Origin of the sequence: Chromohalobacter sp. (genome assembly GCF_039830575.1) — a bacterium.
Taxonomy (GTDB): domain Bacteria; phylum Pseudomonadota; class Gammaproteobacteria; order Pseudomonadales; family Halomonadaceae; genus Chromohalobacter; species Chromohalobacter israelensis.
The window spans coordinates 158,523-181,030 of record NZ_JBDOOX010000012.1 but is presented as its reverse complement, the minus strand read 5'-3'; the positions used below and the strand labels follow the sequence as shown (position 1 = coordinate 181,030).

At 64.3% G+C, this 22,508-nt stretch carries 18 protein-coding genes; 8 read left to right on the top strand and 10 right to left on the bottom strand.

Annotated elements, in window-relative coordinates; all coding sequences use genetic code 11:
• Nucleotides 1-69 precede the first annotated feature (69 nt).
• The 6 genes from rpsA to gyrA form a co-directional block, all read right to left on the bottom strand.
• Complete coding sequence (rpsA, locus tag ABGX75_RS10655) at nucleotides 70-1,749, bottom strand: 30S ribosomal protein S1 (protein ID WP_011507460.1); 1,680 nt, start codon at nucleotides 1,747-1,749, stop codon at nucleotides 70-72.
• Between the two features lie 194 nt (nucleotides 1,750-1,943).
• Entirely contained in the window at nucleotides 1,944-2,642 is a 699-nt protein-coding gene (gene cmk / locus ABGX75_RS10650) for a (d)CMP kinase (RefSeq protein WP_011507461.1), read from the bottom strand.
• Nucleotides 2,639-4,891, bottom strand: a complete 2,253-nt coding sequence (locus ABGX75_RS10645) for a bifunctional prephenate dehydrogenase/3-phosphoshikimate 1-carboxyvinyltransferase (RefSeq protein ID WP_224113236.1) — start codon at nucleotides 4,889-4,891, stop codon at nucleotides 2,639-2,641. Before ABGX75_RS10645 ends, cmk begins: the two co-directional genes overlap by 4 nt.
• The gene (pheA, locus tag ABGX75_RS10640) at nucleotides 4,892-5,998 is read right to left on the bottom strand and encodes a prephenate dehydratase (RefSeq protein WP_043559462.1); all 1,107 of its coding nucleotides are present in this window, start codon (nucleotides 5,996-5,998) and stop codon (nucleotides 4,892-4,894) included.
• Nucleotides 5,999-6,005: 7 nt separating this feature from the next.
• A complete protein-coding gene (gene serC, locus ABGX75_RS10635) occupies nucleotides 6,006-7,091 on the bottom strand; it encodes a 3-phosphoserine/phosphohydroxythreonine transaminase (RefSeq protein ID WP_035412352.1) in 1,086 nt (361 codons plus the stop codon).
• 54 nt (nucleotides 7,092-7,145) lie between these two features.
• Entirely contained in the window at nucleotides 7,146-9,869 is a 2,724-nt protein-coding gene (gene gyrA, locus ABGX75_RS10630) for a DNA gyrase subunit A (RefSeq protein ID WP_011507465.1), read from the bottom strand.
• A 387-nt stretch (nucleotides 9,870-10,256) separates the two neighbouring features.
• Here gyrA and ABGX75_RS10625 point away from each other — a divergent pair, with 387 nt between their 5' ends.
• Both ABGX75_RS10625 and ABGX75_RS10620 read left to right on the top strand, forming a co-directional pair.
• Nucleotides 10,257-11,183, top strand: coding sequence for a recombination-associated protein RdgC (locus ABGX75_RS10625; protein ID WP_011507466.1), 927 nt, complete (start codon nucleotides 10,257-10,259; stop codon nucleotides 11,181-11,183).
• On the top strand, nucleotides 11,180-12,358 hold the full coding sequence (locus ABGX75_RS10620) for a 1-acyl-sn-glycerol-3-phosphate acyltransferase (RefSeq protein ID WP_035412106.1): 1,179 nt from the start codon (nucleotides 11,180-11,182) through the stop codon (nucleotides 12,356-12,358). Before ABGX75_RS10625 ends, ABGX75_RS10620 begins: the two co-directional genes overlap by 4 nt.
• Nucleotides 12,359-12,362: 4 nt before the next feature.
• Here the strand turns inward: ABGX75_RS10620 and ABGX75_RS10615 are convergent, their stop codons facing one another.
• Nucleotides 12,363-13,844 (bottom strand): TrkH family potassium uptake protein, encoded by a 1,482-nt coding sequence (locus ABGX75_RS10615; protein WP_179153194.1) that lies wholly within the window; start codon nucleotides 13,842-13,844, stop codon nucleotides 12,363-12,365.
• 267 nt (nucleotides 13,845-14,111) lie between these two features.
• On the opposite strand from ABGX75_RS10615, the gene ABGX75_RS10610 reads away from it, so the two are divergent.
• Complete coding sequence (locus tag ABGX75_RS10610; protein ID WP_179153195.1) at nucleotides 14,112-14,399, top strand: hypothetical protein; 288 nt, start codon at nucleotides 14,112-14,114, stop codon at nucleotides 14,397-14,399.
• Between the two features lie 116 nt (nucleotides 14,400-14,515).
• On the opposite strand, the gene ABGX75_RS10605 is transcribed toward ABGX75_RS10610, so the two are convergent.
• Nucleotides 14,516-14,941 carry a pilin gene (locus tag ABGX75_RS10605; protein WP_347411333.1) on the bottom strand — a complete coding sequence of 142 codons (426 nt, stop codon included), beginning with the start codon at nucleotides 14,939-14,941 and terminating at the stop codon, nucleotides 14,516-14,518.
• Nucleotides 14,942-15,287: 346 nt separating this feature from the next.
• Here ABGX75_RS10605 and pilB point away from each other — a divergent pair, with 346 nt between their 5' ends.
• From pilB to yacG, 5 genes are all read left to right on the top strand, one after another.
• Entirely contained in the window at nucleotides 15,288-17,027 is a 1,740-nt protein-coding gene (gene pilB, locus ABGX75_RS10600) for a type IV-A pilus assembly ATPase PilB (protein ID WP_301968994.1), read from the top strand.
• Between the two features lie 32 nt (nucleotides 17,028-17,059).
• Nucleotides 17,060-18,292, top strand: coding sequence for a type II secretion system F family protein (locus tag ABGX75_RS10595; protein ID WP_011507472.1), 1,233 nt, complete (start codon nucleotides 17,060-17,062; stop codon nucleotides 18,290-18,292).
• A 116-nt stretch (nucleotides 18,293-18,408) separates the two neighbouring features.
• Nucleotides 18,409-19,251 carry an A24 family peptidase gene (locus tag ABGX75_RS10590; protein ID WP_084075644.1) on the top strand — a complete coding sequence of 281 codons (843 nt, stop codon included), beginning with the start codon at nucleotides 18,409-18,411 and terminating at the stop codon, nucleotides 19,249-19,251.
• 10 nt (nucleotides 19,252-19,261) lie between these two features.
• Nucleotides 19,262-19,900 carry a dephospho-CoA kinase gene (coaE, locus tag ABGX75_RS10585; protein WP_110061233.1) on the top strand — a complete coding sequence of 213 codons (639 nt, stop codon included), beginning with the start codon at nucleotides 19,262-19,264 and terminating at the stop codon, nucleotides 19,898-19,900.
• A gap of 1 nt (nucleotide 19,901) precedes the next feature.
• Complete coding sequence (gene yacG / locus ABGX75_RS10580) at nucleotides 19,902-20,132, top strand: DNA gyrase inhibitor YacG (RefSeq protein WP_035412086.1); 231 nt, start codon at nucleotides 19,902-19,904, stop codon at nucleotides 20,130-20,132.
• A 115-nt stretch (nucleotides 20,133-20,247) separates the two neighbouring features.
• On the opposite strand, the gene ABGX75_RS10575 is transcribed toward yacG, so the two are convergent.
• Together ABGX75_RS10575 and argJ are read right to left on the bottom strand one after the other, a co-directional pair.
• Complete coding sequence (locus ABGX75_RS10575; protein ID WP_011507476.1) at nucleotides 20,248-21,192, bottom strand: Nudix family hydrolase; 945 nt, start codon at nucleotides 21,190-21,192, stop codon at nucleotides 20,248-20,250.
• Nucleotides 21,193-21,266: 74 nt separating this feature from the next.
• Nucleotides 21,267-22,475, bottom strand: coding sequence for a bifunctional glutamate N-acetyltransferase/amino-acid acetyltransferase ArgJ (argJ, locus tag ABGX75_RS10570; protein ID WP_347411332.1), 1,209 nt, complete (start codon nucleotides 22,473-22,475; stop codon nucleotides 21,267-21,269).
• Nucleotides 22,476-22,508: the final 33 nt, after the last annotated feature.

Below are 22,508 nucleotides of genomic sequence, written 5' to 3'. Positions count from 1 at the left end.
AGGCACGGTTTTCGTTTGGCTTAGCGAGCCAAGGCCGTCGCATGCGGGACGCGACGGCGATGTGCGGGCTTATTCGCCGCCCATCTGCTGCTTGATCAGATCACCGATGGTGGTCGGACCGGACTGCGGCTCAGCTTCCTGGTCGCGCAGTTTGCCCATGGCACGACGGGTATCCGTCTGATCCTTCGCCTTGACCGAGAGGTTGATCGCACGGTTCTTGCGATCGACGCCGACGATCTTGGCTTCGACGCTGTCGCCTTCGCTGAGCACGTTACGTGCATCTTCGACGCGATCGGCGCTGATTTCGGAGGCCTTGAGCACGGCGACGACATCGGTGGCCAGCTCGACGTGAGCTTCCTTGGCGTCGACTTCGACGACACGGCCAGTGACGACACTGCCCTTGTCATTCACGGCCAGGTACTCGGAAACCGGATCGGTTTCGAGCTGCTTGATGCCCAGCGAGATGCGCTCACGCTCCGGATCGATCGACAGGATGACCGCTTCGGCTTCATCACCCTTCTTGAACTTGCGCACGGCTTCTTCGCCGGGCTCGCTCCAGGAGATGTCGGACAGGTGAACCAGGCCGTCGATGCCGCCTTCGAGACCGATGAAGATACCGAAATCGGTGATCGACTTGATGGTCCCGGCAACACGGTCGCCCTTGTTGTAACGCGCGCTGAAGTCTTCCCACGGGTTGGTGGTGCACTGCTTGATGCCCAAGGAGATACGACGACGCTCTTCGTCGATATCCAGCACCATGACTTCGACGTCGTCGCCGACCTGAACGACTTTCGACGGATGGATGTTCTTGTTGGTCCAGTCCATTTCGGAGACGTGGACCAGGCCTTCGACACCCTCTTCCAGCTCGGCGAAGCAGCCGTAGTCGGTGAGGTTGGTGACGCGGGCGTTGACGCGCGTGTTTTCCGGGTAACGATCCTTGATGTTGACCCAGGGATCTTCGCCCAGCTGCTTCAAGCCGAGAGACACGCGATTGCGCTCGCGGTCGAACTTGAGCACCTTGACGTTGACTTCGTCGCCGACGGCCACGATTTCGCTCGGATGCTTGATGCGCTTCCAGGCCATGTCGGTGATGTGCAGCAGGCCGTCAACGCCACCCAGATCGACAAACGCACCGTAGTCGGTGAGGTTCTTGACGATACCGTTGATCTGCTGACCTTCCTGCAGGGTCGCCAGCAGCGCTTCGCGCTCGGCGCTGTTCTCGGCTTCGAGAACGGCACGACGAGACACCACGACGTTGTTGCGCTTCGGGTCGAGCTTGATGACCTTGAAGTCCAGCTCTTTGTGTTCCAGGTGAGCGGTATCGCGCACCGGACGGACATCGACGAGAGAACCGGGCAGGAAGGCACGGATGGAAGAAACGTCGACCGTGAAGCCGCCCTTGACCTTGCCGTTGATCACGCCCTTGACGATTTCGTCCTTCTCGAAGGCCGCTTCCAGCTCTTTCCAGGCCTCGGCACGCTTGGCCTTCTCGCGAGACAGGCGTGTCTCGCCGAAACCGTCCTCGACGGCTTCCAGGGCAACTTTGACTTCATCGCCCACGGCGATGGTCAACTCGCCGTTGTCATCACGGAACTGCGCCGCGGGGATTTGCCCCTCGGACTTCAGACCCGCGTTGACGGTAATCCAGTCACCTTCGATGTCGACCACGGTTGCCATGACGATGGCACCGGGCTCCATGTTGATGTCCTGGAGAGACTGTTCGAACAGTTCAGCAAAGCTTTCGCTCATGTCGTTCCTACGTGATCAACGTTAATAGCGGCCAGGCCGCTCGTTCTCCGCACCACCAGCGAGTGCGGGCCTTTCCTACATATCCCTGGGGACGTTGGCGCTGGTTCGACCTGCGAAGGCTCTCGATTATCGCCCGCGCACGTCATGACGTCTGGCCAGGGTCTCCGGATGGGTGCCCGTTTCACCCCAGCTACTCAGTTCGGGAGGTCGAGCCCACGTTCACTGAGTAGCCTTTCGATACGCTCCACCACGTCCGGTATCGCAAGACTCGTGCTGTCCAGCAAGACAGCATCGTCGGCCGGCTTGAGTGGCGCCACCGCGCGTTGCATGTCGCGCGCATCACGAGCCTTTATTTCCTCTAGAAGACTCGCTAGATTAGCATCCACACCGGCATTCAGCAACTGCTCGTGGCGACGCCGCGCGCGTTCCTCGGCCGAGGCGGTCAAGTAGATCTTCAACTCGGCCTGCGGGAACACCACCGTGCCCATGTCGCGCCCGTCGGCCACCAGGCCTGGCGCGGCGCGAAAGTCGCGCTGACGCGTCAGCAAGGCATCGCGCACGCGCGGCAGCGACGCCACCTGCGAGGCCGCGTCACCGACCGCCTCGGTGCGGATGTCCCCCGTCACGTCTTCGCCTTCCAGCATGATGCGGGCGTCTCCGTCCTGGGCCACGAACGCGACATCCAGGGTTTCGGCGCAGCTCGCCAGTGCCATGTCGTCGTCGAGCGCCAGGCCATGCTTGAGCGCCGCCAGTGCCGTCAGGCGGTACAGTGCCCCGGAGTCGAGCAGGTGCCAGCCCAGGCGCTCGGCGATCAGGCGACTCACGGTTCCCTTGCCCGCACCGCCCGGGCCGTCGACGGTCAGGACGGGCATTGCCGAATCCGGCGAACTCATGACACCTCCTGCTCGTCCAGCACCAGCCCCACGCGACGCGCGAGATCCACGAAGCCGGGGAACGAGGTGGCCACGTTGGCGCAGTCATCGATGACGATCTCGTCGCTGGCCCTCAGCGCCGCCACGGCAAAGGCCATCGCGATACGGTGATCGCCTAGGCTATCGACCCGTCCGCCGCGATAGTGTGCTGCCGGCGTCTCGTCCGCGCTGGCCCGCCCGACGATATCGATACCGTCCGGATACACGGTATTGTCCACGCCCAGCGTGGTCAGGCCGTCGGCCATCGCCTGGATGCGATCGGATTCCTTGACGCGCAACTCTTCCGCGCCGCGCAGCCGGGTCACGCCCTCGGCATTGGCCGCGGCGACGAACAGCGCAGGGAACTCATCGATGGCCAGCGGCACCTGATCGGTCGGAATGTCGATGCCCTTGAGCGGCGCATAGCGAATGCGGATGTCGGCCACCGGCTCGCCCCCCACCTCGCGCGGCTCCTGAAGGGTGAGATCGGCCCCCATGGCCTGGAGTATGTTGATCACGCCGATACGCGTCGGATTGATGCCGACATGCTCCAGCAGCAGGTCCGACCCCGGGGTGATGGCCGCCGCCACCAGGAAAAACGTGGCCGATGAAATATCCGACGGCACATCGATGGGCGATGCCGCCAGGCGACCGCCTCCCTGCAGCCAGGCTTCATCGCCGTCGCGCTGCACCGGGTAACCGAAGCCGTTGAGCATGCGCTCGGTATGATCGCGCGTCGGCGCCGGCTCGCGCACTCGCGTTTCCCCCTCGGCATAGAGTCCCGCCAGCAGCAGGCAGGACTTCACCTGGGCGCTGGCCATGGGCATGTCGTAGCGGATGCCGGAAAGCGCCTGCCCGCCGCGGATCGTCAGCGGCGGCCGGCCGCCCTCCGCGGTTTCGATCACCGCCCCCATCTCGCGCAGCGGATCGGCGATGCGCCCCATGGGACGCTTGTTCAGCGAGACATCGCCGGTCAGCTCGGTATCGAAGGCCTGCCCTGCCAGCAGCCCGGCGAACAGGCGCATGGCCGTCCCCGAGTTGCCCACGTAGAGTGGCCCGACGGGCGCCGTCAAGCCGTGCAGCCCGACTCCATGAATCGTCACGCGGCCGTGATGCGGCCCTTCGATGGCCACGCCCATTTCACGAAACGCCTGCAGGGTCGCCAGGCTGTCCTCGCCTTCGAGAAAGCCGTGCACCTCGGTCACGCCGTCGGCCAGCGCGCCGAGCATGATCGAGCGGTGAGAGATCGACTTGTCGCCGGGGACGCGGATCTGACCGCGGACGGCACCACCGGGACTCACACGGTAGCGGATATTGCGTTGTTCCATCGCCTGATAACTCGTCTGGTTCAAAAGCGTATCGAAGTATTGCCGTGCATGGCTGGCACGGTCGAATACCGCCAACATGGCATCGCCATCGCCCTCGGTCACGGCGCGCCGTAGCCGCGCCACCCCGGCTTCGAATTCGTCCAGCGCACCGAGCACCGCATCGCGGTTGGCGCTGAAGATGTCCCGCCACATGACGGGATCGCTGCCCGCGATCCGGGTGAAATCGCGAAACCCGCCCGCCGCGTAACGAAAGATATCCAGGCGCTCGTCCTGACGGGCCAGAGTATCCACCAGCGAGAACGCCAGCAGATGCGGAAGATGGCTGGTCCGGGCCAGCACCTGATCGTGCCGCTCCGGCGTCATTTCCAGCAACTGTGCACCGCATGCCGCCCACAGGGCACGCACGCGGGCCAAGGCGTCGGGGTCGGTATCCTCGCGGGGCGTCAGTATCACCTTGTGCTGTCGATACAGTGACGCATCCGCGGCCGCGACGCCGTTTTTCTCGGAGCCCGCGATCGGATGGCCGAGCACGAAACGCGGCGGCAGATGCCCGAAGACCCGCACCACTGCCGCCTCGATGGCACTTTTGGTGCTGCCCACGTCGGTGACCACCTGCGCGTCGAGCCGAGGCGCCAGCGTTCGCAACACGTCTTCCATTGCCAGCACCGGCACCGCCAGCACGATCAGCGAACTCTCGGCGACCCAGGGGGCAAGCTGCGTGCCGCCGTCATCGATCAGCCCCATATCGATCCCGCGTGCCACCTCGTCGGCATCACGGTCGCAGGCCACGATGCGTCCCCGATACCCCGATGCCTTGAGGGCCGCGGCCAGGGACCCGCCGATCAGCCCCAGGCCGACGATGAGGATGCCCCGCTCGGCGGGGGCACATGGCATTGCCGACATTTACAGCACACCCACCGGATAAGATCCCAGCACCTTGAGCTCGGCGGCACGCAGGGTGATTTCCTCGAGCACCGCCGCCACCTGCGGGTCGTCGCGGTGGCCCTTGAAGTCGATGAAGAATACGTAGTTCCAGACCCCCGTGCGCGATGGCCGGGTCTCGACGCGGGTCAGGTCGATCTTGTGGCGATGGAACGGCTCGAGCAGATCGTGCAGCGCCCCGGGCTGGTTGCGCATGGCGACGACGATGGATGTCTTGTCGTCGCCCGAGATCGGCGTGTCCTGGTGGCCGATGATCAGAAAGCGCGTCGAGTTGTCGGGTCGATCCTCGATCTTCTCGGCGACCTTGTCCAGCGCGTAGCGCTTGGCGGCCATGTCGCCGGCGATCGCGGCGCTGTGCCATTCGCTCTTGATCAGGCGCGCCGCTTCGGCGTTGGAGGACACCGGCACTCGCTCGGCATTGGGGTAATGCGCATCCAGCCACTTGCGGCACTGCGCCAGCGACTGGGGATGCGAATAGATCCGCGAGATCTTGTCGCGACGCGTGGTATCGGAGACCAGCAGATGGTGGTGAATGCGCAGCACCACCTCGCCGCAAATCCGCAGGCTGGCGTCCATGAAGGTATCCAGCGTGCTGTTGACGATCCCCTCGGTGGAGTTTTCCACCGGCACCACCCCGAAATGCGCGGCGCCGGCTTCCACCTCGCGGAAGACCTCGTCGATGGCGGCCATCGGCAGGCTCACCGCGCTATCGCCGAAGTGCTTGAGCGCCGCCTGCTGGGTGAAGGTACCTTCGGGCCCCAGATACGCGACCTTGACCGGCCGCTCCAGCGCCAGGCACGCCGACATGATCTCGCGAAACAGGCGGGCCATTTCCTCGTCGTCGAGCGGCCCTTTGTTGAGCGCCATGATGCGCCGCAGGACCTGGGCCTCGCGCTCGGGTCGATAGAAGGTCGCCTGAGGATCGGAATCGGTCTTCACCTGCGCCACCTGCTGCGCGCAATGGGCACGCTCGCTGATCAGCTCGAGGATCTGGCTATCCAGCGCATCGATCCGCTCGCGCAATGCCGGCAGGTCGGCCGAAGTGACGGGGACGTTGTTATCGGACATGTCGTGATCAGCCATGACGTCGTTCGAACTCCTGCATGAAATCGACCAGCGCATCCACCGCCGCCTCGGGCACGGCGTTGTACAGGCTGGCGCGCATGCCCCCCACGCTGCGATGGCCCTTGAGGTTCAACAGCCCCGCCGCCTCGGCGTCACGCAGGAACGTGGCATTGAGCGCGTCGTCCGCCAGCACGAAGGGCACGTTCATGCGCGAACGATTGGCCGTGGCGATCGGATTCGAGTAGAAGCCGCTGGCATCGATGGCCGCATACAGCTTGGCGGCCTTGCGATCGTTGATGCGGTCCATGGCCTCGAGACCGCCGACGTCATGTCGCAGCCAGTCGAACACCAGCCCCGCCAGATACCAGGCATAGGTCGGCGGCGTGTTGAACATCGAGCCATGCTCGGCCATCACGCGGTAGTTGAACATGGTCGGGGTCGAGGGCAAGGCGCGATCGAGCAGATCGTCGCGCACAATGACCAGGGTCAGTCCCGCCGGCCCGATGTTCTTCTGCGCTCCCGCGTAGATGATCCCGAACCGCGACACGTCCAGCGGACCCGAGAGGATCGACGACGACATGTCGCACACCAGCGGCACCTCGCCGACCTCGGGAATGTAGTCGTACGCCAGGCCACCGATGGTCTCGTTGTCGGTGTAATGCAGATACGCCGCATCGTCCGAGACGGCAATGTCCGACGGACGTGGCACGGCCGTCAGGCCGTTGGCCTCGCTCGAGGCCGCCACGTGGGCACCCGCGAGATGACGCGCCTCGTTGATCGCCTTCTTGCCCCAGATGCCGGTATACAGGTAGTTCGGCGTGCCTCCGGCGCCCAGCAGGTTGTAGGGCACCATCGCGAACTGACTGGAGGCACCGCCCTGCATGAACAGCACCCGGTAGTTGTCGGGCACGCCAAGCAGCTCGCGCAGGTCACGCTCGGCCTGGGCGGCGATGTCGGCGAAGGCCTCGCTGCGATGACTCATCTCCATGACCGACAAGCCTTGGCCATGATAGTCGAGCAGCTCGTCGCGGGCGCGTTCGAGCACGGGGGCAGGCAGTGCCGCGGGTCCGGCACAGAAGTTGAATCTACGTGTCATCAGCGTCATTCCAAACGTAAAGCGGCCCCTCCCCCGGAGCGGCCGCATTGAGCCTCAATCGTCTTGCGGCGCCTCGTCGCTCGGTGCACCGTCATCCGGCGTTGGCGTCGCCTCTGCGGTTGCCGCCCCTTCTTCTGAATCGAGGGCTTCGGCGTCGAGGGCATCGTCCTCCACGGCATCGGGTTCATCGACGCGTACCGTGGCGACCAGGTGCTCGCCTTCCCCGGTACGGATCAGGGTGACCCCTTGGGTGTTGCGCGAGGAAACCGAGACCTCGCCGACCCGAGTACGCACCAGCGTGCCCTTGTCGGTGATCAGCATCATCTCGTCGCTGTCGCGCACCTGGATCGCCGCCACCAGGGCACCATTGCGCTGCGAGGTCTGCATGGCGATCACCCCTTGGCCGCCGCGTCCGCGCAGCGGGAACTCGTCGAGGCGCGTGCGCTTGCCGTAACCGTTCTCGGACGCGGTGAGGATGTAGACCTGATCCTCGCCGACCGTCTCGACCGGGCGCTCTTCCGCGTCATCGTCGGTCTCCGCGTCGATGGTCAACGACTGCGGAATGATCAAGCTAATGACCTCGGCGCCGCCTTGCAGGCGCATGCCGCGAACGCCGCGCGCGGTGCGTCCCATGGCGCGCACGTTGCCTTCCTCGAAACGAATCGCCTTGCCATTGGAGGACAACAGCATGGCGTGGTCGTTGCCGGACGTGATCGCCGCACCGACCAGGCGGTCGTCCTCCTCGAGATCGATGGCGATGAGCCCCACGCTGCGCGGCCGCGAGAACTGCTCCAGCGAGGTCCGCTTGACGGTCCCCTTGGCGGTGGCGAAGAAGATGTAACTGTCCTCGCGGTACTCGCGCACCGGCAGGATGGCGTTGATGGCCTCGCCCTCGTCCAGCGGCAGCAGGTTGATCAACGGCTTGCCGCGCGAACCGCGACTGGCGTTGGGCATCTCGTAGACCTTGAGCCAGTAGACCTTGCCACGATTGGAGAACAGCAGCACGGTGTCGTGGGTCGAGGCCACCAGCAGGTGCTCGATGATGTCCTCGTCCTTCATGGTGGTCGCCGACTTGCCGCGGCCGCCGCGCCGCTGCGCCTGGTAGTCGGACAGCGGCTGCGTCTTGGCATAGCCGCTGCGCGAAATGGTGACCACCATGTCTTCTTCGTTGATCAGGTCCTCGATGGTCAGGTCCAGATGGCTGGCCTGAATCTCGGTCTTGCGTTCATCGCCGTACTGATCGCGAATGGCCTGGAGCTCCTCGCGGATGACGTCCAGCAGTCGCTCCGGGGAGGCCAGAATTTCATTGAGTTCGGCGATGCGCTTGAGAATCGAGAGATACTCATCGAGCAGCTTCTCGGTCTCGAGCCCGGTCAACCGGTGCAGGCGCAGTTCCAGGATGGCCTGGGCCTGGGCCGGCGACAGGCGATATTCGTTCTGGCCTTCGGCGAGGCCGTATCCTTCTTCGAGATCCTCGGGCTTGCACGAGGTGGCACCGGCACGCTCGAGCATGTCGGTGACCTGCCCCGGCCGCCAGGCGCGCGCCACGAGCTTTTCCTTGGCTTCCGCCGCCGAGGGCGAGGCCTTGATCAGCTCGATCACCTCATCGATGTTGGAGATCGCCACCGCCAGCCCCTCGAGAATATGGCCGCGATCGCGCGCCTTCTTGAGCTCGAACAGGGTGCGCCGCGTCACCACCTCGCGGCGGTGACGGACGAAAGCCTCGAGAATCTCCTTGAGGTTGAGAATCTTCGGCTGACCGTTATCCAGCGCCACCATGTTGATGCCGAACACGGTCTGCAACTGGGTGTGCGCGAACAGGTTGTTGACGACGACATCGCCGGACTCGCCGCGCTTGACCTCGATCACCACGCGCAGGCCTTCCTTGTCGGACTCGTCGCGCAGCTCGGCAATGCCTTCGATGCGCTTGTCCTTGACCAGCTCGGCGATCTTCTCGATCAAGCGTGCCTTGTTCACCTGATACGGCAGCTCGGTGACGATGATGTGATCGCGACCGGTCTTTTCGTCATGCTCGATGGTGTGGCGAGCCCGCACGTAGATGCGCCCGCGCCCGGTGCGATATGCCTCGAGAATCCCGGCGCGCCCGTTGATGATTCCCCCGGTGGGGAAATCGGGGCCGGGAATGTAGGCCATCAGATCGTCGATGCTGAGCGTGTAGTCGTCGATCAGCGCCAGACAGCCATCGATGATCTCGCGCATGTTGTGCGGCGGGATATTGGTCGCCATGCCCACGGCGATACCCGAGGCCCCGTTGACCAGCAGGTTGGGGACCTTGGTCGGCAACACCTCGGGAATGCGTTCGGTACCGTCGTAGTTGTCGACCCAGTCGACGGTATCCTTTTCCAGGTCGGCCAGCAGCTCATGAGCGAGCCGCGACATGCGCACCTCGGTGTAACGCATGGCCGCCGCGCTGTCACCGTCGATGGAACCGAAGTTGCCCTGGCCGTCGACCAGGACATAGCGCATGGAAAACTCCTGCGCCATGCGCACGATGGTGTCGTAGACGGCGCTATCACCATGCGGGTGATACTTACCGATCACGTCACCCACGACACGGGCCGATTTCTTGTAGGCTTTGTTCCAGTCGTTACCGAGTTCGTGCATGGCGAACAGCACGCGCCGGTGCACAGGCTTGAGGCCATCGCGTACATCCGGCAGCGCACGGCCGATGATCACGCTCATGGCGTAATCGAGATACGACTGCTTGAGTTCGTCCTCGATATTGACTGGCAGAATTTCTCTGGCGATCTCACCCATGGGTCGTTCAATCCTTTGCACCGCGCCATACCATCGGTCATGGCACTGAATGAAACGAACAGTGTTGCCGCATCGGGCACGAGGCCCCTGCAAGCCACTCTTCAGCGCTCGACGCCAATGGCCGTCACAGCAATCATTGAGCTTCGATGGCGGACCCCACCTCACGGGGGGCCCGAATCGAGCCATCATACCATTTCACATGCCATTGCGGCAGGCTTGGACCACGCATTCATGCCCTGGCGCTGCAACGTCGCCCCGCTTTTTCAGTGAACGCCGTCATGCCGTTTTCGACGCTCGACGCCTGATCGGCGAACGCATCCCGTCCGGGGAGGTGGCACGGGCCGCGGCGTTTCGCCATAATGAGCCCCTTTGTGATGGAACAGGCCCATGTGGTTCAAGCACTTGCATCTCTATCGTCTGCACGACACGACGCCGGTCGCGCTCGATGCACTCGAAACGGCACTGGAGGCATTCGCCTTTCGCCCGGTGTCGCCCAGCGAGGGCAAACGCCTCGGCTGGCAGTGCCCTGCAGGACGTCACGGGCAGCAACGCGTGCATGAGATCCAAGGCCATCGCCTCCTCTCCGCCCTGCGTCAGGAGCGCCTGCTGCCCGCATCGGTGATTCGCGAGGAAGTCGAGGAGCGTGCCGCCGAGCGCGAGGCTGCCGAAGGCCGCCCCTTGCCGCGTCGCGACCGCCAGGCGATCAAGGAGCAGGTCGTCGAGGAGCTCCTGCCCCGCGCCTTCACCCGCAGTCAGCGCATCGACCTGTGGTGGGACACCGCCCGCGGGCTCATCGCCATCAACTGCGCCAGCCGCACGCGTGCCGAGGAGGCCCTCGACCTGCTGCGGCAGTCGCTGGGGTCGCTCCAGGTGACGCCGCTCACGGTGCGCCAGTTGCCATCGCGCACCATGACCACCTGGCTGGAAGACATGACGTCACGCCCCGAAGGACTGCGCCTGGGCGATCAGGTCGAACTCAAGGATGCCGGTGACGACGGTGTCTGGCGTGCACGTGGCATCGACCTCGACGGCGACGAAGTGCAAAGCGTGCTGGCCGGCGGCCGCCAGGCCAGCCGTCTGGCGCTGGACATCGAAGACCAGCTGTCGCTGGTCTTGCATGATGATCTGACGCTCAAGTCGTTACGCTTCGCCGACGCCGTGCTCGACGAAGCGTCGCAAAACGAGGACGATGACGACCCCATACTGCGCCTGGAAACGGACTTCGCCCTCATGGCCCACGTACTTTCTGGATTCATCGAACAACTCATCGACTGGCTGGGCGGTGAAGCCGACCCGGCAGCGCCGACATCATGACGCACGCATCGACTCCGCATTCCGCCCCGCACGACTTCGACGCCATCCGTCCCTATCACGACGACGAGGTCGCCAGCGTTCTCGATCGCCTCGCCCATTGCGACGAGCTGCTCGACGCGATCACGCATTTCCGCCTGCCTCGCCTGGCGCGCCACGCACCCCCCGTGGCACGCTTCTTGGCACGCCTGGGTCTGCAGCGCGAAATGCGCAACATCGAGAGTGTCGCGGCCTTCCAGCAGCGCATCGCACGCTACATGGCCCGCATGATCGCCACCACCACGGATGGCTTCGAGATCGAGGGGCTCGAGCACCTCGATGCCGACAAGGCCTACCTCTTCATCGGCAATCATCGCGACATCGCGCTCGATCCGGCCTTCGTCAACTACGCGCTGTACCAGAAAGGACGCAACACGGTACGCATCGCCATCGGCGACAACCTGCTGCAAAAGCCGTTCGTCAACGATCTCATGCGCCTCAACAAGAGCTTCATCGTTCCCCGCTCCGCCAAGGGCAAGCGCGCGATGCTGCAGGCGTATCAGACCCTGTCGCGCTATATCCGGCACTCGATCACCGTCGACAATCACTCGATCTGGATCGCCGAGCGCGAAGGACGCGCCAAGGACGGGATCGACCGCGCCGACACCGCCATCGTCAAGATGCTGGGCATGGCACAGCGCATGGACGATGGCGAGGCCGACATCGGCGCCGCGGTGGCCGAACTGCGCCTGGTGCCGGTCTCCATCAGCTACGAATACGATCCCTGCGACCTGCAGAAGGCACGCGAGCTCCACGCTCGACATACGGAAGGGAGTTACGAGAAGGTCGAGTTCGAGGACATTCAGTCCATCGTCGCCGGCATCACGGGACACAAGGGACGCATCCGCCTGACGTTCGGCACGCCCTTGAGCCGCGACTTCGACACGCCCGAAGCCGTGACCCAGGAAATCGACCGCCAGGTACTGGCGAACTACCACATGTTCCCCAGCCATCAGCTGGCGCTGGAAGCCAGCGGCCTGGCACCGGAACTGGTCGACCTCAGCGAGGTCACCGATGCCGACCGCCAGCGTTTCGAAACGCGGCTGGCATCGGTGCCCGAGCATCTGAGGTACTGGTGGTTACGCCAATACGCCAACCCCATCCTCAATCGCGCCGGTCATGTCGAGGAAGACGCCTGAGGCGTCACTTCCGCCAGAAGGTGGGCGTCAACAGCACCAGCACGGTCAGGATCTCCAGACGTCCCATCAGCATGCCCAGACTGAGCAGCCACTTGGCCGCATCGGGCAACGGCGCGAAGTTCCCCGCCGGCCCGATGATCGGCCCCAGCCCTGGGCCGACGTTGGCCACGGCAGTGGCCGCCCCCGACAGCGCCGTGACCAGATCCAGCCCCAGCAGCGCCAACCCCAGCGCCAGTCCCGCGATGGTCAAAAAGAAGAAGAACGAAAATGCAATGACGCCGCGCACGACCTCGTCACTCAACGGATTGCCGTTATAGCGCTGCGCGAACACGCCCTGGGCATGCACCAGGTGGCGCAGCTGCGTGAACAGCATGATGGCGCCGATCTGAAAGCGAAAGATCTTCATGCCGCCGCTGGTCGAGCCGCTGCAGCCACCGACGAAGGTCAGGTAAAAGAACGCGGCGACGATCAGCGGTCCCCACTGGGTATAGTCGTCGGAAGCGTAGCCCGTGGTGGTGACCACCGAGATCACGTTGAACGCGACCTGGGTCAGCGCCTCGAAAAACGCCACGCCCCCGACGACGCGATACAGCGTCAACCCCAGTATCACCACGAGCAGCAGACCCAGCAGGCCACGGACCTGCTGGTCCTGCCACAGCACCTGAGGCGTATCGCGTAACGCACGGATGAACAATACGAACGGCAAGGCACCGCACAGCATGAAGAACGAGGCCAGCCACAGGATCAGCGGACGATCCTGGTACACCCCGAACGAGGCATCGGAGTTGGCGAACCCGCCGGTGGCCATGGAACTCATGGCGTGCACCACGGCATCCAGTGGCGTCATGCCCGCCAGCCAGTAAGTCAGCATCGCCAGCAGCGTGCCCCCTAGGTAGATCGCACCGCTGGCCTTGGCAATGCCCCCGGCACGCGGCAGCACCTTGTCCGACCAGTCCGACGACTCGGTCTGGAACAGGCGCATGCCGCCTACCTTGAGAAACGGCAGGATGGCGATCGCCATCACGATGATGCCGATGCCACCCAGCCACTGCATGAGGCCACGCCATAGCTTCAAGCCATCGGAGAGGTCATCGATGCCCACCAGCACCGTCGAACCGGTGGTGGTGATCGCCGAGATGGACTCGAAGACGGCATCGGTGAAGGAAAGCTGGGGCGCCCCCAGTATCAGTGGCAGGCTGGCACAGGCACTCACCAGCACCCAGCTTAGGGTGGTCAGAATGAACATCTGACGGGGCCGCAGCAGGATCTCCACGCCCCGCGTGATCAGCAACATGGTCAATGCCGCCCCGGCGACGACGGCGATCGACAGCAGGAACGCCATGCGATCGGGATCGCCTTCCAGGGTCAGCACGATCAACGGCACCACCATGAGCACGGCCAGCACCAGCAGCAGAACCGCCAGGATCCTGACCACCGGCGCACTGACCGCCAGACTTCGCATGATACGCGGATGAATCACCGCCATCCCGTTACTCCTCGGCCTCTCGTCGCGTGTTACACGCTCCATGCCTCGCGCCCGCGCGAGACGACAAACGGAGCGACACTATAAGGGGCGGCGGGCACTTTCTCCACCCACGCACATCATCCTTCCCGCACGCTTTTCAGCCGACGGCACGGCCGGTGCCGTCTTCCGCCACGATGTGCTATCGTCCGCGACATCGTCCCGCGACCGACTCGCGATACCGTGAACGCACGGCACGCGAGCCCGCATGAGCCATACGGAGAGAGCCCCATGAGTTCCGCGTCCGAAATGCAGAAAGTCCGGATCATCAACGAGCTACGCGAATTCATCAAGAAGCTGTTGCAAGATCCGGCGATTCTCGAGCAGTCTCTCGCCATCGCCCGCGAGCACTACACCGAGGAAGGCGACAGCCGCCAGATGTGGGCCACCATCGCCAACGAAATCTCGGACAACACCAGCGTGCACATCCCCGAGGACCCCGGCGAGCACTCGGAAGCCGACCGGCTGTTTCTGGAAGTGCTGAAGGAAGTCGTCGACGAAGGGAAGGCGTTGTACTGAAGCGGGAAGGCTCGGCTCGAGAGAGAAGAAGGAAGGAAGAAGAACGAAGAGCCTCAGAGACAATCCGAAAGCGAGACACTAAAAGGCCGGCGAATGCCGGCCCATAACTATGTCGTTCACTTACAGCTATCAGGAACTACGTCTTCATCAATATTTGACGCTGCACACTGCCAACCACCGTCGTCTAAACGTGTCAAAGTAAGGGTTGCATCAGTCGCTGTATCGTCAGCAATGTTACCTGCATCATCAAACGTAAACTTGATATTGGGCGTGTCCGAATTAAAGTCGGCTACAGCAATGGATCCATTCTGAACTGCATTATCCGAAAGCCCAAGATCGGAAGCAGACGACGGCGTATCACCTTCTTGCACTGCCAATTCCGCCGGCGTCTGCAGCGATTTGAGAGTCGCGAGCGCAGAGCTGACTTCCGAGCGCGCCACATAGTTCTGATACTGCGGTATGGCGATGGCGGCGAGAATGCCGATGATCGCGACGACGATCATCAGTTCGATCAGCGTGAAACCACGTTGTTGACGTTCCATGAAACTCTCCTGTAACCCCTTGTTGAATACCCTGCTGTTCGCCTTTTTCGACGAGCCCGGCGCGGAGGGATGATAACGCGTCGCGCGCACACCCGCGAGACGCCGGCAAGATGCCGAGGCGCACCGAGACGGCCGTCCAGACCGTTACGTTAAATTACACTTCTCATGCTGGCAAGGTGGCGCTACCTAAAGGTTCGCCACGCCACGCCGATCTCATCTATAAGCGCTAATTGACGAGATATCTCATACCAAGGGTCACCAAGCGCCCATGCATGGGGTAGGATGCGACGAGTAGCGGGCGGCGACGCCGCCCCGTTTGGTCACTGCCCTGGGTGTCGCAACGCCTATGCCATTGTCTTCATCATCCACCTCCGATACGGAGGCATCACCGCTGAAAGGGCTCGCCGCGCGCCTGGTGCAGGAGGGCCTGCTCGAGGAACAGCAGGCGCGCAGCGCCCTCGAGGCCGTACGCGAAAGCCACCAGTCGATGCTCGAGTACGTCATCGAGCGCCAGTGGGTCCCCGCCCGCGCGGCGACCCAGGTCGCGGCCTGGGAGTACGGTCTGCCGTTCGTCGATCTCGAGGCCGTCGACCTCGGCCGGCTCCCCACCGGCGAGGGCCTGCCCGATGCGATGATACGTCGTCTGGGCATACTGCCCCTGGCGCGCAGCGAGCGACATATCAGCGTCGCGGTTCCCTACCCCGCGACCCTGGCGAAACTGGACGAACTGCAGTTCAGTACCGGCCTTACCGCCGAGGGGGTCCTGGTCGCCGCCGATCAGTTGCAACCCGCCATCGACAGCCACCTTGCCCAGCGCGAGACGCACGGCATGCTCGAGGCACTTGGCGATGCCAGCGAAGCGCTCGAGACGCTGGATCTCGACGACGTCGAGCCTCTCGAGGATGGGCTCGGTACCGATGAAGACGATGCGCCAGTGGTGCGCTTCGTGCACAAGATGATGATCGATGCGGCCCGTCGCGGCGCCTCGGACATTCACTTCGAGCCGTACGAGTCGACCTTTCGCATTCGTTTTCGCATCGATGGCATCCTGGTCGAGGTCGCACGTCCACCGTTCAACCTGCGTGCGCGTCTGTCGGCACGCCTCAAGGTCATGTCGCGCCTGGACATCTCCGAACGCCGCCTGCCTCAGGACGGCGCGATCAAGCTGCGACTGTCGTCATCTCGCACCATCGATTTCCGCGTCAGCACCTTGCCCACGGTCCACGGCGAGAAGATCGTGCTGCGTCTGCTGGATGCCGGCGCCACGCGGCTGGGGATCGACGCACTGGGGTTCAGCGAGGCGCAGCGCGCGATGTTCGAGCACGCCCTGGCACAGCCCCAGGGCATGATTCTCGCCACCGGCCCCACCGGCAGCGGCAAGACCGTGACCTTGTACACCGGGCTCAATATCCTCAACACTGACGCACGCAACATTTCCACCGCCGAGGATCCCGTCGAACTCAAGCTCGACGGCATCAACCAGGTCAGCGTTCAGCCGAAGATCGGGCTGGATTTCGCCAATGCCTTGCGCGCCTTCCTGCGCCAGGACCCCGACGTGGTCATGGTCGGCGAGGTGCGCGACCTGGAGACCGCCGAAATCGCCGTCAAGGCCGCGCAAACCGGACACCTGGTGCTCTCGACGCTGCATACGAATTCGGCGGCGGAAACGCTGACGCGCCTGCGCAACATGGGGGTGGCGGCCTACAACATCGCCAGTTCGGTGAGCCTGATCGTCGCCCAGCGGCTCGTGCGACAACTCTGCCCGCACTGCAAGACGCCCGTCGAGCTGCCCCGGGAGCTCTTCATCGAGGCCGGCTTCACGTCCACCGACATCGAATCGACGACCTGCTATCGTGCCGCGGGCTGTGCCCAGTGTACCCACGGGTACAAGGGACGTGTGGGAATCTACGAGGTACTGCCCGTCAGCGAGGCCATGAGCAAGTTGATCATGGCCGACGGCAATTCTCTGGAACTGGGGGAACTGGCCCGTCAAGAAGGCCACCCCGATTTAAGACGCAGCGGACTGAGCAAGGTGCTCGCCGGCATCACCAGCCTCGAGGAAATCAACCGCGTCGTGCTGGAATAAAAGCTCAGGGCAAGTGACAAGAGGGGAACGACATGGCGGTAGCGACACGTAGCAAGGCGCCACGGCGCGTCGTCCTGCATCGCTGGCGATGGAAGGGCAAGAATTCCCGTGGCGAAACCATCCAGGGCGAGCTGGTGGCGGCGGATGAAATGACGGTGCGCCAGGAGCTCGGCCGCCAGAACATTCTGGTCAAGCGCATCCAGCGCGTGCGCAGCCCCTTCGGCATCGGCCGCATACGCCCCCAGGACATCACCCTGTTCGCACGGCAGATGGCGACGATGATCCGTGCCGGCATCCCGCTGCTGCAAGCCTTCAGCGTGGTGTCGGAGAGTCTCAAGCGCCCCGCCATGCACCACCTCATCGAGACCTTGATGAACGAGGTCTCGGCGGGGGCCAGCTTCTCCGAGGCGCTGGCCCAGCATCCGCAGCATTTCGATCGCATGTTCGTCAACATGGTCGAGGCCGGCGAGCAGTCGGGATCGCTGGATCGCATGCTGGAGCGGGTGGCGAGCTACAAGGAAAAGATCGACTCCCTGCGCGCGCGCGTGCGCAAGGCCCTCTATTACCCCGCCGCCGTGGTCCTGGTGGGCATGGGGGTCACTGCCTTGCTGCTGGTCAAGGTCGTGCCTCAGTTCGAGAGCCTGTTTCGCGGCTTCGGCGCTGACTTGCCCGCCTTCACGCAGTTGACCATTGCGCTGTCGCAGTGGGTCCAGGCGTACTGGCCACATCTGCTCGGCGCCTTCATCGCCGCCTTGCTGCTGGTCCGCCTCGGCATCCGTCGCTCGCCGGGCTTCGCCTACCGTGCCGATGCGCTCATGCTGCGCCTGCCGGTCATCGGCGACATTCTGGACAAATCGTCGGTGGCGCGCTTTTCGCGTACCCTGGCGACGACCTTCAGCGCCGGGGTGCCACTGGTCGAATCGCTCAACACCGCAGCCGGCTCCACCGGCAATCGGGTCTACCAACGCGCCATCGGCGAGGTCCGCGAGCATGTCGCCAGCGGCCAGCAGCTCAACTTCGCCATGCGTGCCACCGGGCGCTTCCCCAACCTGGCGGTGCAGATGATCGGCGTGGGCGAAGAATCCGGTGCGCTGGACGCCATGCTCAACAAGGTGGCGGATTTCTACGAGGAAGACGTCGATACCAAGGTCGACGCGCTGACATCGCTGCTCGAACCCTTCATCATCGTGGTGCTGGGCGTACTGGTCGGCGGCCTCGTCGTCTCGATGTATCTGCCGATCTTCGAAATGGGCTCGGCCATTTGAGCCGGCCGCACGCGTCGCGCTCGCCCGCGCCGGCGTGACACCGGCCCGTTCGCGCCCACTTCTGCCTGTCCATCCTCGAAGGCAGGCATTTTCAGACATAGCGTAGGAGTTGCAAGTTGTTGGCCGATATCCCCCTGCCCTGGCTGGCCGTGATGGCTTTCGTCGTGGGCACGCTGCTGGGCAGCTTTCTCAATGTCGTCATCGTGCGCCTGCCGGTCATGCTGATGCAGCAATGGCGTCAGGAGGCGCGCGAATCGCTGGCCCTCGAGACGGAGGACGTGCCGGCCTACAACCTGTGCACGCCACGCTCGCAATGTCCGCGTTGCCGAGCGCCGATCGCCTGGCACGACAACCTGCCCCTGATCGGCTGGCTCAAGCGACGCGGTCGCTGTGCGCATTGCCAGGGGCGGATCAGCGCACAATATCCTCTGGTCGAGCTGGCCGCTGGGCTGTTGCTGTTCAGCGTGGTGATGGTGCATGGCGCGACCTGGTCCGCCCTCGCCTGGGGCGGGCTGTGCCTGACGCTGCTGGTGGTCGCCGTCATCGACCTGCGCACGCAGCTGCTGCCCGATATCATCACGCTCCCCCTGCTCTGGGCGGGGCTTATCTACCAGCTCGTCTTTCAGCCCTATTGGCTGGGCAACGCCGTCATCGGCGCGCTCGCCGGCTATCTGCTGCTCTGGGGGTTCTACTGGCTCTTCAAGTGGATCACCGGCAAGGAGGGCATGGGGTACGGCGACTTCAAGCTGCTGGCGGCGCTGGGGGCCTGGTTCGGCTGGACGATGCTGCCGATTCTGCTGATCCTTTCCGCCGGCCTGGGAGCCGTCATCGGTGGGCTATTGCAACTCACGCACCCCCGGCTACGCGGCATGCCGCTGCCCTTCGGCCCCTTCCTCGCCCTCGCCGGCTGGGTGGCGGTCCTCTTCGGCGCACCGCTGCGCGCCTTGACCGGTCTATGAGGCACTCGACATGACCACACCCGTACGCATCATCGGGGTGACCGGCGGCATCGCCTCGGGCAAGTCCACCGTCGCCGCCATGTTCGCCGAACACGGTATTCCCTGGGTCGACGCGGATCACGTCGCCCGCGATGTCGTCGCCCCCGGCGAGCCGGCGCTCGCGGAGATCGTCGCGCGCTATGGCCCCTCGCTTGTCGATGACCGGGGCCACTTGCAGCGCCGCGTCCTGCGTGACATCGTCTTCGCCGATGATGAGGAGCGACGCTGGCTGGAAAGCGTCACCCACCCGCGCATTCGTCAACGGCTATGCGACACGCTCGACACGATGCGCCACGGCGATGCCCCTTACGGCCTGCTGGTGTCGCCGTTGCTGTTCGAGACGGACCAGGCCTCGCTGGTCGACCGCTGCCTGGTCATCGATGTGCCGGAAAAGGTGCAGGTTGCGCGCGTGCGAGCCCGGGATACCGTGAGCGAATCGCAGGCGCATGCTATCCTCGCCGCCCAGATGCCACGCCAGGCGCGATTGGCACGGGCCGACGACGTGATCGAAAATGATGGTGACCTGGCATCGCTCAAGGCGCAGGTCGCCCGGCTCGATGCCCGTTACCGGCAACCTTTGGATGCCCCGGACCAGGAGGATTCGCCCTAGCATGACGGATACACCCCAAGACCGCCCCCTCGAGGTCGCCTGCCCACAGTGCCGTACCAAGGTCGCTTGGACGACCGACAACCCCTATCGGCCCTTCTGCTCGAAGCGTTGCCGCCTGCTCGATCTCGGCGCCTGGGCCGATGAGTCTCATCGCATCGCGGGCGAGCCCGCCATGGACGAGGCCGATCTCGATCGCCTGATCGATGGCCTGGAGCGCGGCGAGTCGTCATGAGCGCCGGATCGTGGCCGGGGATTCTTGACCGCCCTTGCTTGACCGCCAATGCAAACGGCCCGCATGCAGCGGGCCGTTTGTCGATGGGAAGGTGCGTCAGGCAGGCGTCACCGCCTCATTTCCAGAGATCGCGGATCGAGGCGATCCCCTGCGCGCCCACCGCACGCGCCTGATCGATATCACCACGCGTCACGCCCCCCAGCGCGAAGACCGGCATGGCGGCCGTCTCGACCAGTTGCTGGAAATCGTGCCAGCCCACGGGCGCGGCATCGGGGTGGCTCGGCGTGATCCGCAATGGCGAGAAGGTCACGAAATCACAGCCGATCGTCGCGGCCTGGGCGAGCTGCTCGGGGTTGTGGGTCGAGGCGGCCAGCCACTTGCCGGTCGCGATGGGGCGATGCTCGAGCGCCATCAAGGTGCGGCTGGGCAGGTGGACACCATCGGCATCGACATGCTCGAGCAGCGCAGGGTCACCGTTGAGGATCAAGCGCGCCTGGTAGCGACGACAGAGGGCCAGCGCCTGCTCGGCACGCTTCAGGTAGGCATCTTCATCCAGCGACTTGGCCCGCAGCTGCACCAGGCGAACCCCATCGTCGCGGAGAGCCCGCTCGAGCTTGCCGAGGAAGACCGCATCGTCGTCTTCCTCGTCGCTGATCAGGTAATCGTGAGGCAGGCACACCGCACGCAGGATCGCATGGTTCGCCTCCGGGAAGGGGTAATTGTTCAACTCTTCCTGGGGCACCCAGCGCACCGCCTGGCCCTCACGGCCGAAGGGTTCGCCCTCGAAGGCATGCACCTGCCAGACATCGAGCAGGATACGCTTGTCTTCGTATTCATGGTGGACGCGAATGAGCGGCTGGGCCCGCTGTATCTCGATACCGAGCTCTTCGCGCAATTCCCGCCGGAGGGCTTCGAAGCCGGTTTCATAGGGCGCCAGCTTGCCACCGGGAAATTCCCACAAGCCCCCCTGATCGACGATCGAGGGGCGGCGTGCGAGCAGCACATGCCCATCCTCACGAATGATGGCAGCCGCCGCGACGTGTACCCTTCTCTTCACCATGTTGGTCATTTCACCTTGACTGACTGTTCATGATCAGTGGCCCGCGCGCCCCTGATCGCTGCTGCCATCCGCACTCAGCTACGGTAATCGGCATTGATGGAGACGTAATCGTGTGACAGGTCCGAGGTCCAGACCGTGGCACTGGCATCGCCGCGCCCCAGATGGATGCGAATGGCGATCTCGGCCTCGGCCATGACGGCGCTGCCTGCCTCCTCGGTGTACGACGCGGCGCGCCCGCCATTCTCGACCAGGCGAACGTCGCCGAGATCGATGACGATACGCGACACGTCCAGCGCTTCCACCGGCGCACGTCCGACCGCCGCCAGGATACGCCCCCAATTGGCGTCACTGGCATACAGTGCCGTCTTCACCAGCGGCGAATGCGCCACCGTGAACGCCACATCCAGTGCTTCCCGACGCGATGACGCGCCCTCGACCTCGAGGGTGACGAACTTGGTCGCGCCCTCGGCGTCGCGGATGATGGCCTGCGCCAATTCTACCAGTACCTCGGTCAACGCCGCAGCAAAACGCGCCTCGCGCGCGTCACTGTCGATGCTTGCGCCGCGGCCGGTGGCCGCCAGCGTGCAGGCGTCGTTGGTCGAGGTATCAGAGTCGACGGTGATGCAATTGAAAGAGGCATCCACGGCCGCCCGCAGCAGCGGCTGCAGTCGCGCTTCGTCAATGGCGGCATCGGTGAAGACGAACCCCAGCATGGTGGCCATGTTGGGCTGGATCATGCCCGAGCCCTTGGCGATGCCATTGATGGTGACCACATGACCGTCGATATCGATCTGACGCGTCGCCCCCTTGGGCCGGGTATCGGTGGTCAGAATGCCCTCGGCGGCAGCGTGCCAGCCATCGGCGTTCAACGCCGACAAGGCATCCGGCAAGGCATCGCACAGCCGCGTCACCGGAAGCGGTTCACCGATGACACCGGTGGAAAACGGCAGCACCGACTGAGCCGAGACGCCCGCCAGCGAGGCCAGCGCCTCGCAGCTGGCCTCGGCATCGCGCATTCCCTGCTCCCCCGTTCCCGCATTGGCATTGCCGGTATTGACCAGCAAATAGCGCGGTGCCTGCACTTCCAGATGGCGCCGCGCCACATGCACGGGCGCCGCGCAGAACGCATTGCGCGTGAACGTGGCCGCCAGCGTCGTCGTCTCGGGCAGCTCGACCACGACCAGGTCACGACGCCCGGGCGTCTTGAACCCGGCCATCGCCGTTCCCAGCCGAATGCCCTCGATGACCGGCATGGCCGGAAAACTCGCTTCCCCCACCGCCATGTTTTCCTCCTCAATCGACGTTGGTCACGCTCA

Coding starts and splice junctions, on each gene's coding strand:
- argJ (WP_347411332.1), bottom strand. CDS start 22,475: ATGGCGGTGGGGGAAGCGAGTTTTCCGGCCATGCCGGTCATCGAGGGC.
- yacG (WP_035412086.1), top strand. CDS start 19,902: ATGACGGATACACCCCAAGACCGCCCCCTCGAGGTCGCCTGCCCACAG.
- gyrA (WP_011507465.1), bottom strand. CDS start 9,869: ATGGGTGAGATCGCCAGAGAAATTCTGCCAGTCAATATCGAGGACGAA.
- ABGX75_RS10610 (WP_179153195.1), top strand. CDS start 14,112: ATGAGTTCCGCGTCCGAAATGCAGAAAGTCCGGATCATCAACGAGCTA.
- ABGX75_RS10620 (WP_035412106.1), top strand. CDS start 11,180: ATGACGCACGCATCGACTCCGCATTCCGCCCCGCACGACTTCGACGCC.
- pheA (WP_043559462.1), bottom strand. CDS start 5,998: ATGTCCGATAACAACGTCCCCGTCACTTCGGCCGACCTGCCGGCATTG.
- ABGX75_RS10605 (WP_347411333.1), bottom strand. CDS start 14,941: ATGGAACGTCAACAACGTGGTTTCACGCTGATCGAACTGATGATCGTC.
- serC (WP_035412352.1), bottom strand. CDS start 7,091: ATGACACGTAGATTCAACTTCTGTGCCGGACCCGCGGCACTGCCTGCC.
- rpsA (WP_011507460.1), bottom strand. CDS start 1,749: ATGAGCGAAAGCTTTGCTGAACTGTTCGAACAGTCTCTCCAGGACATC.
- ABGX75_RS10575 (WP_011507476.1), bottom strand. CDS start 21,192: ATGGTGAAGAGAAGGGTACACGTCGCGGCGGCTGCCATCATTCGTGAG.
- ABGX75_RS10615 (WP_179153194.1), bottom strand. CDS start 13,844: ATGGCGGTGATTCATCCGCGTATCATGCGAAGTCTGGCGGTCAGTGCG.
- ABGX75_RS10595 (WP_011507472.1), top strand. CDS start 17,060: ATGGCGGTAGCGACACGTAGCAAGGCGCCACGGCGCGTCGTCCTGCAT.
- pilB (WP_301968994.1), top strand. CDS start 15,288: ATGCCATTGTCTTCATCATCCACCTCCGATACGGAGGCATCACCGCTG.
- ABGX75_RS10625 (WP_011507466.1), top strand. CDS start 10,257: ATGTGGTTCAAGCACTTGCATCTCTATCGTCTGCACGACACGACGCCG.
- ABGX75_RS10645 (WP_224113236.1), bottom strand. CDS start 4,891: ATGTCGGCAATGCCATGTGCCCCCGCCGAGCGGGGCATCCTCATCGTC.
- cmk (WP_011507461.1), bottom strand. CDS start 2,642: ATGAGTTCGCCGGATTCGGCAATGCCCGTCCTGACCGTCGACGGCCCG.
- coaE (WP_110061233.1), top strand. CDS start 19,262: ATGACCACACCCGTACGCATCATCGGGGTGACCGGCGGCATCGCCTCG.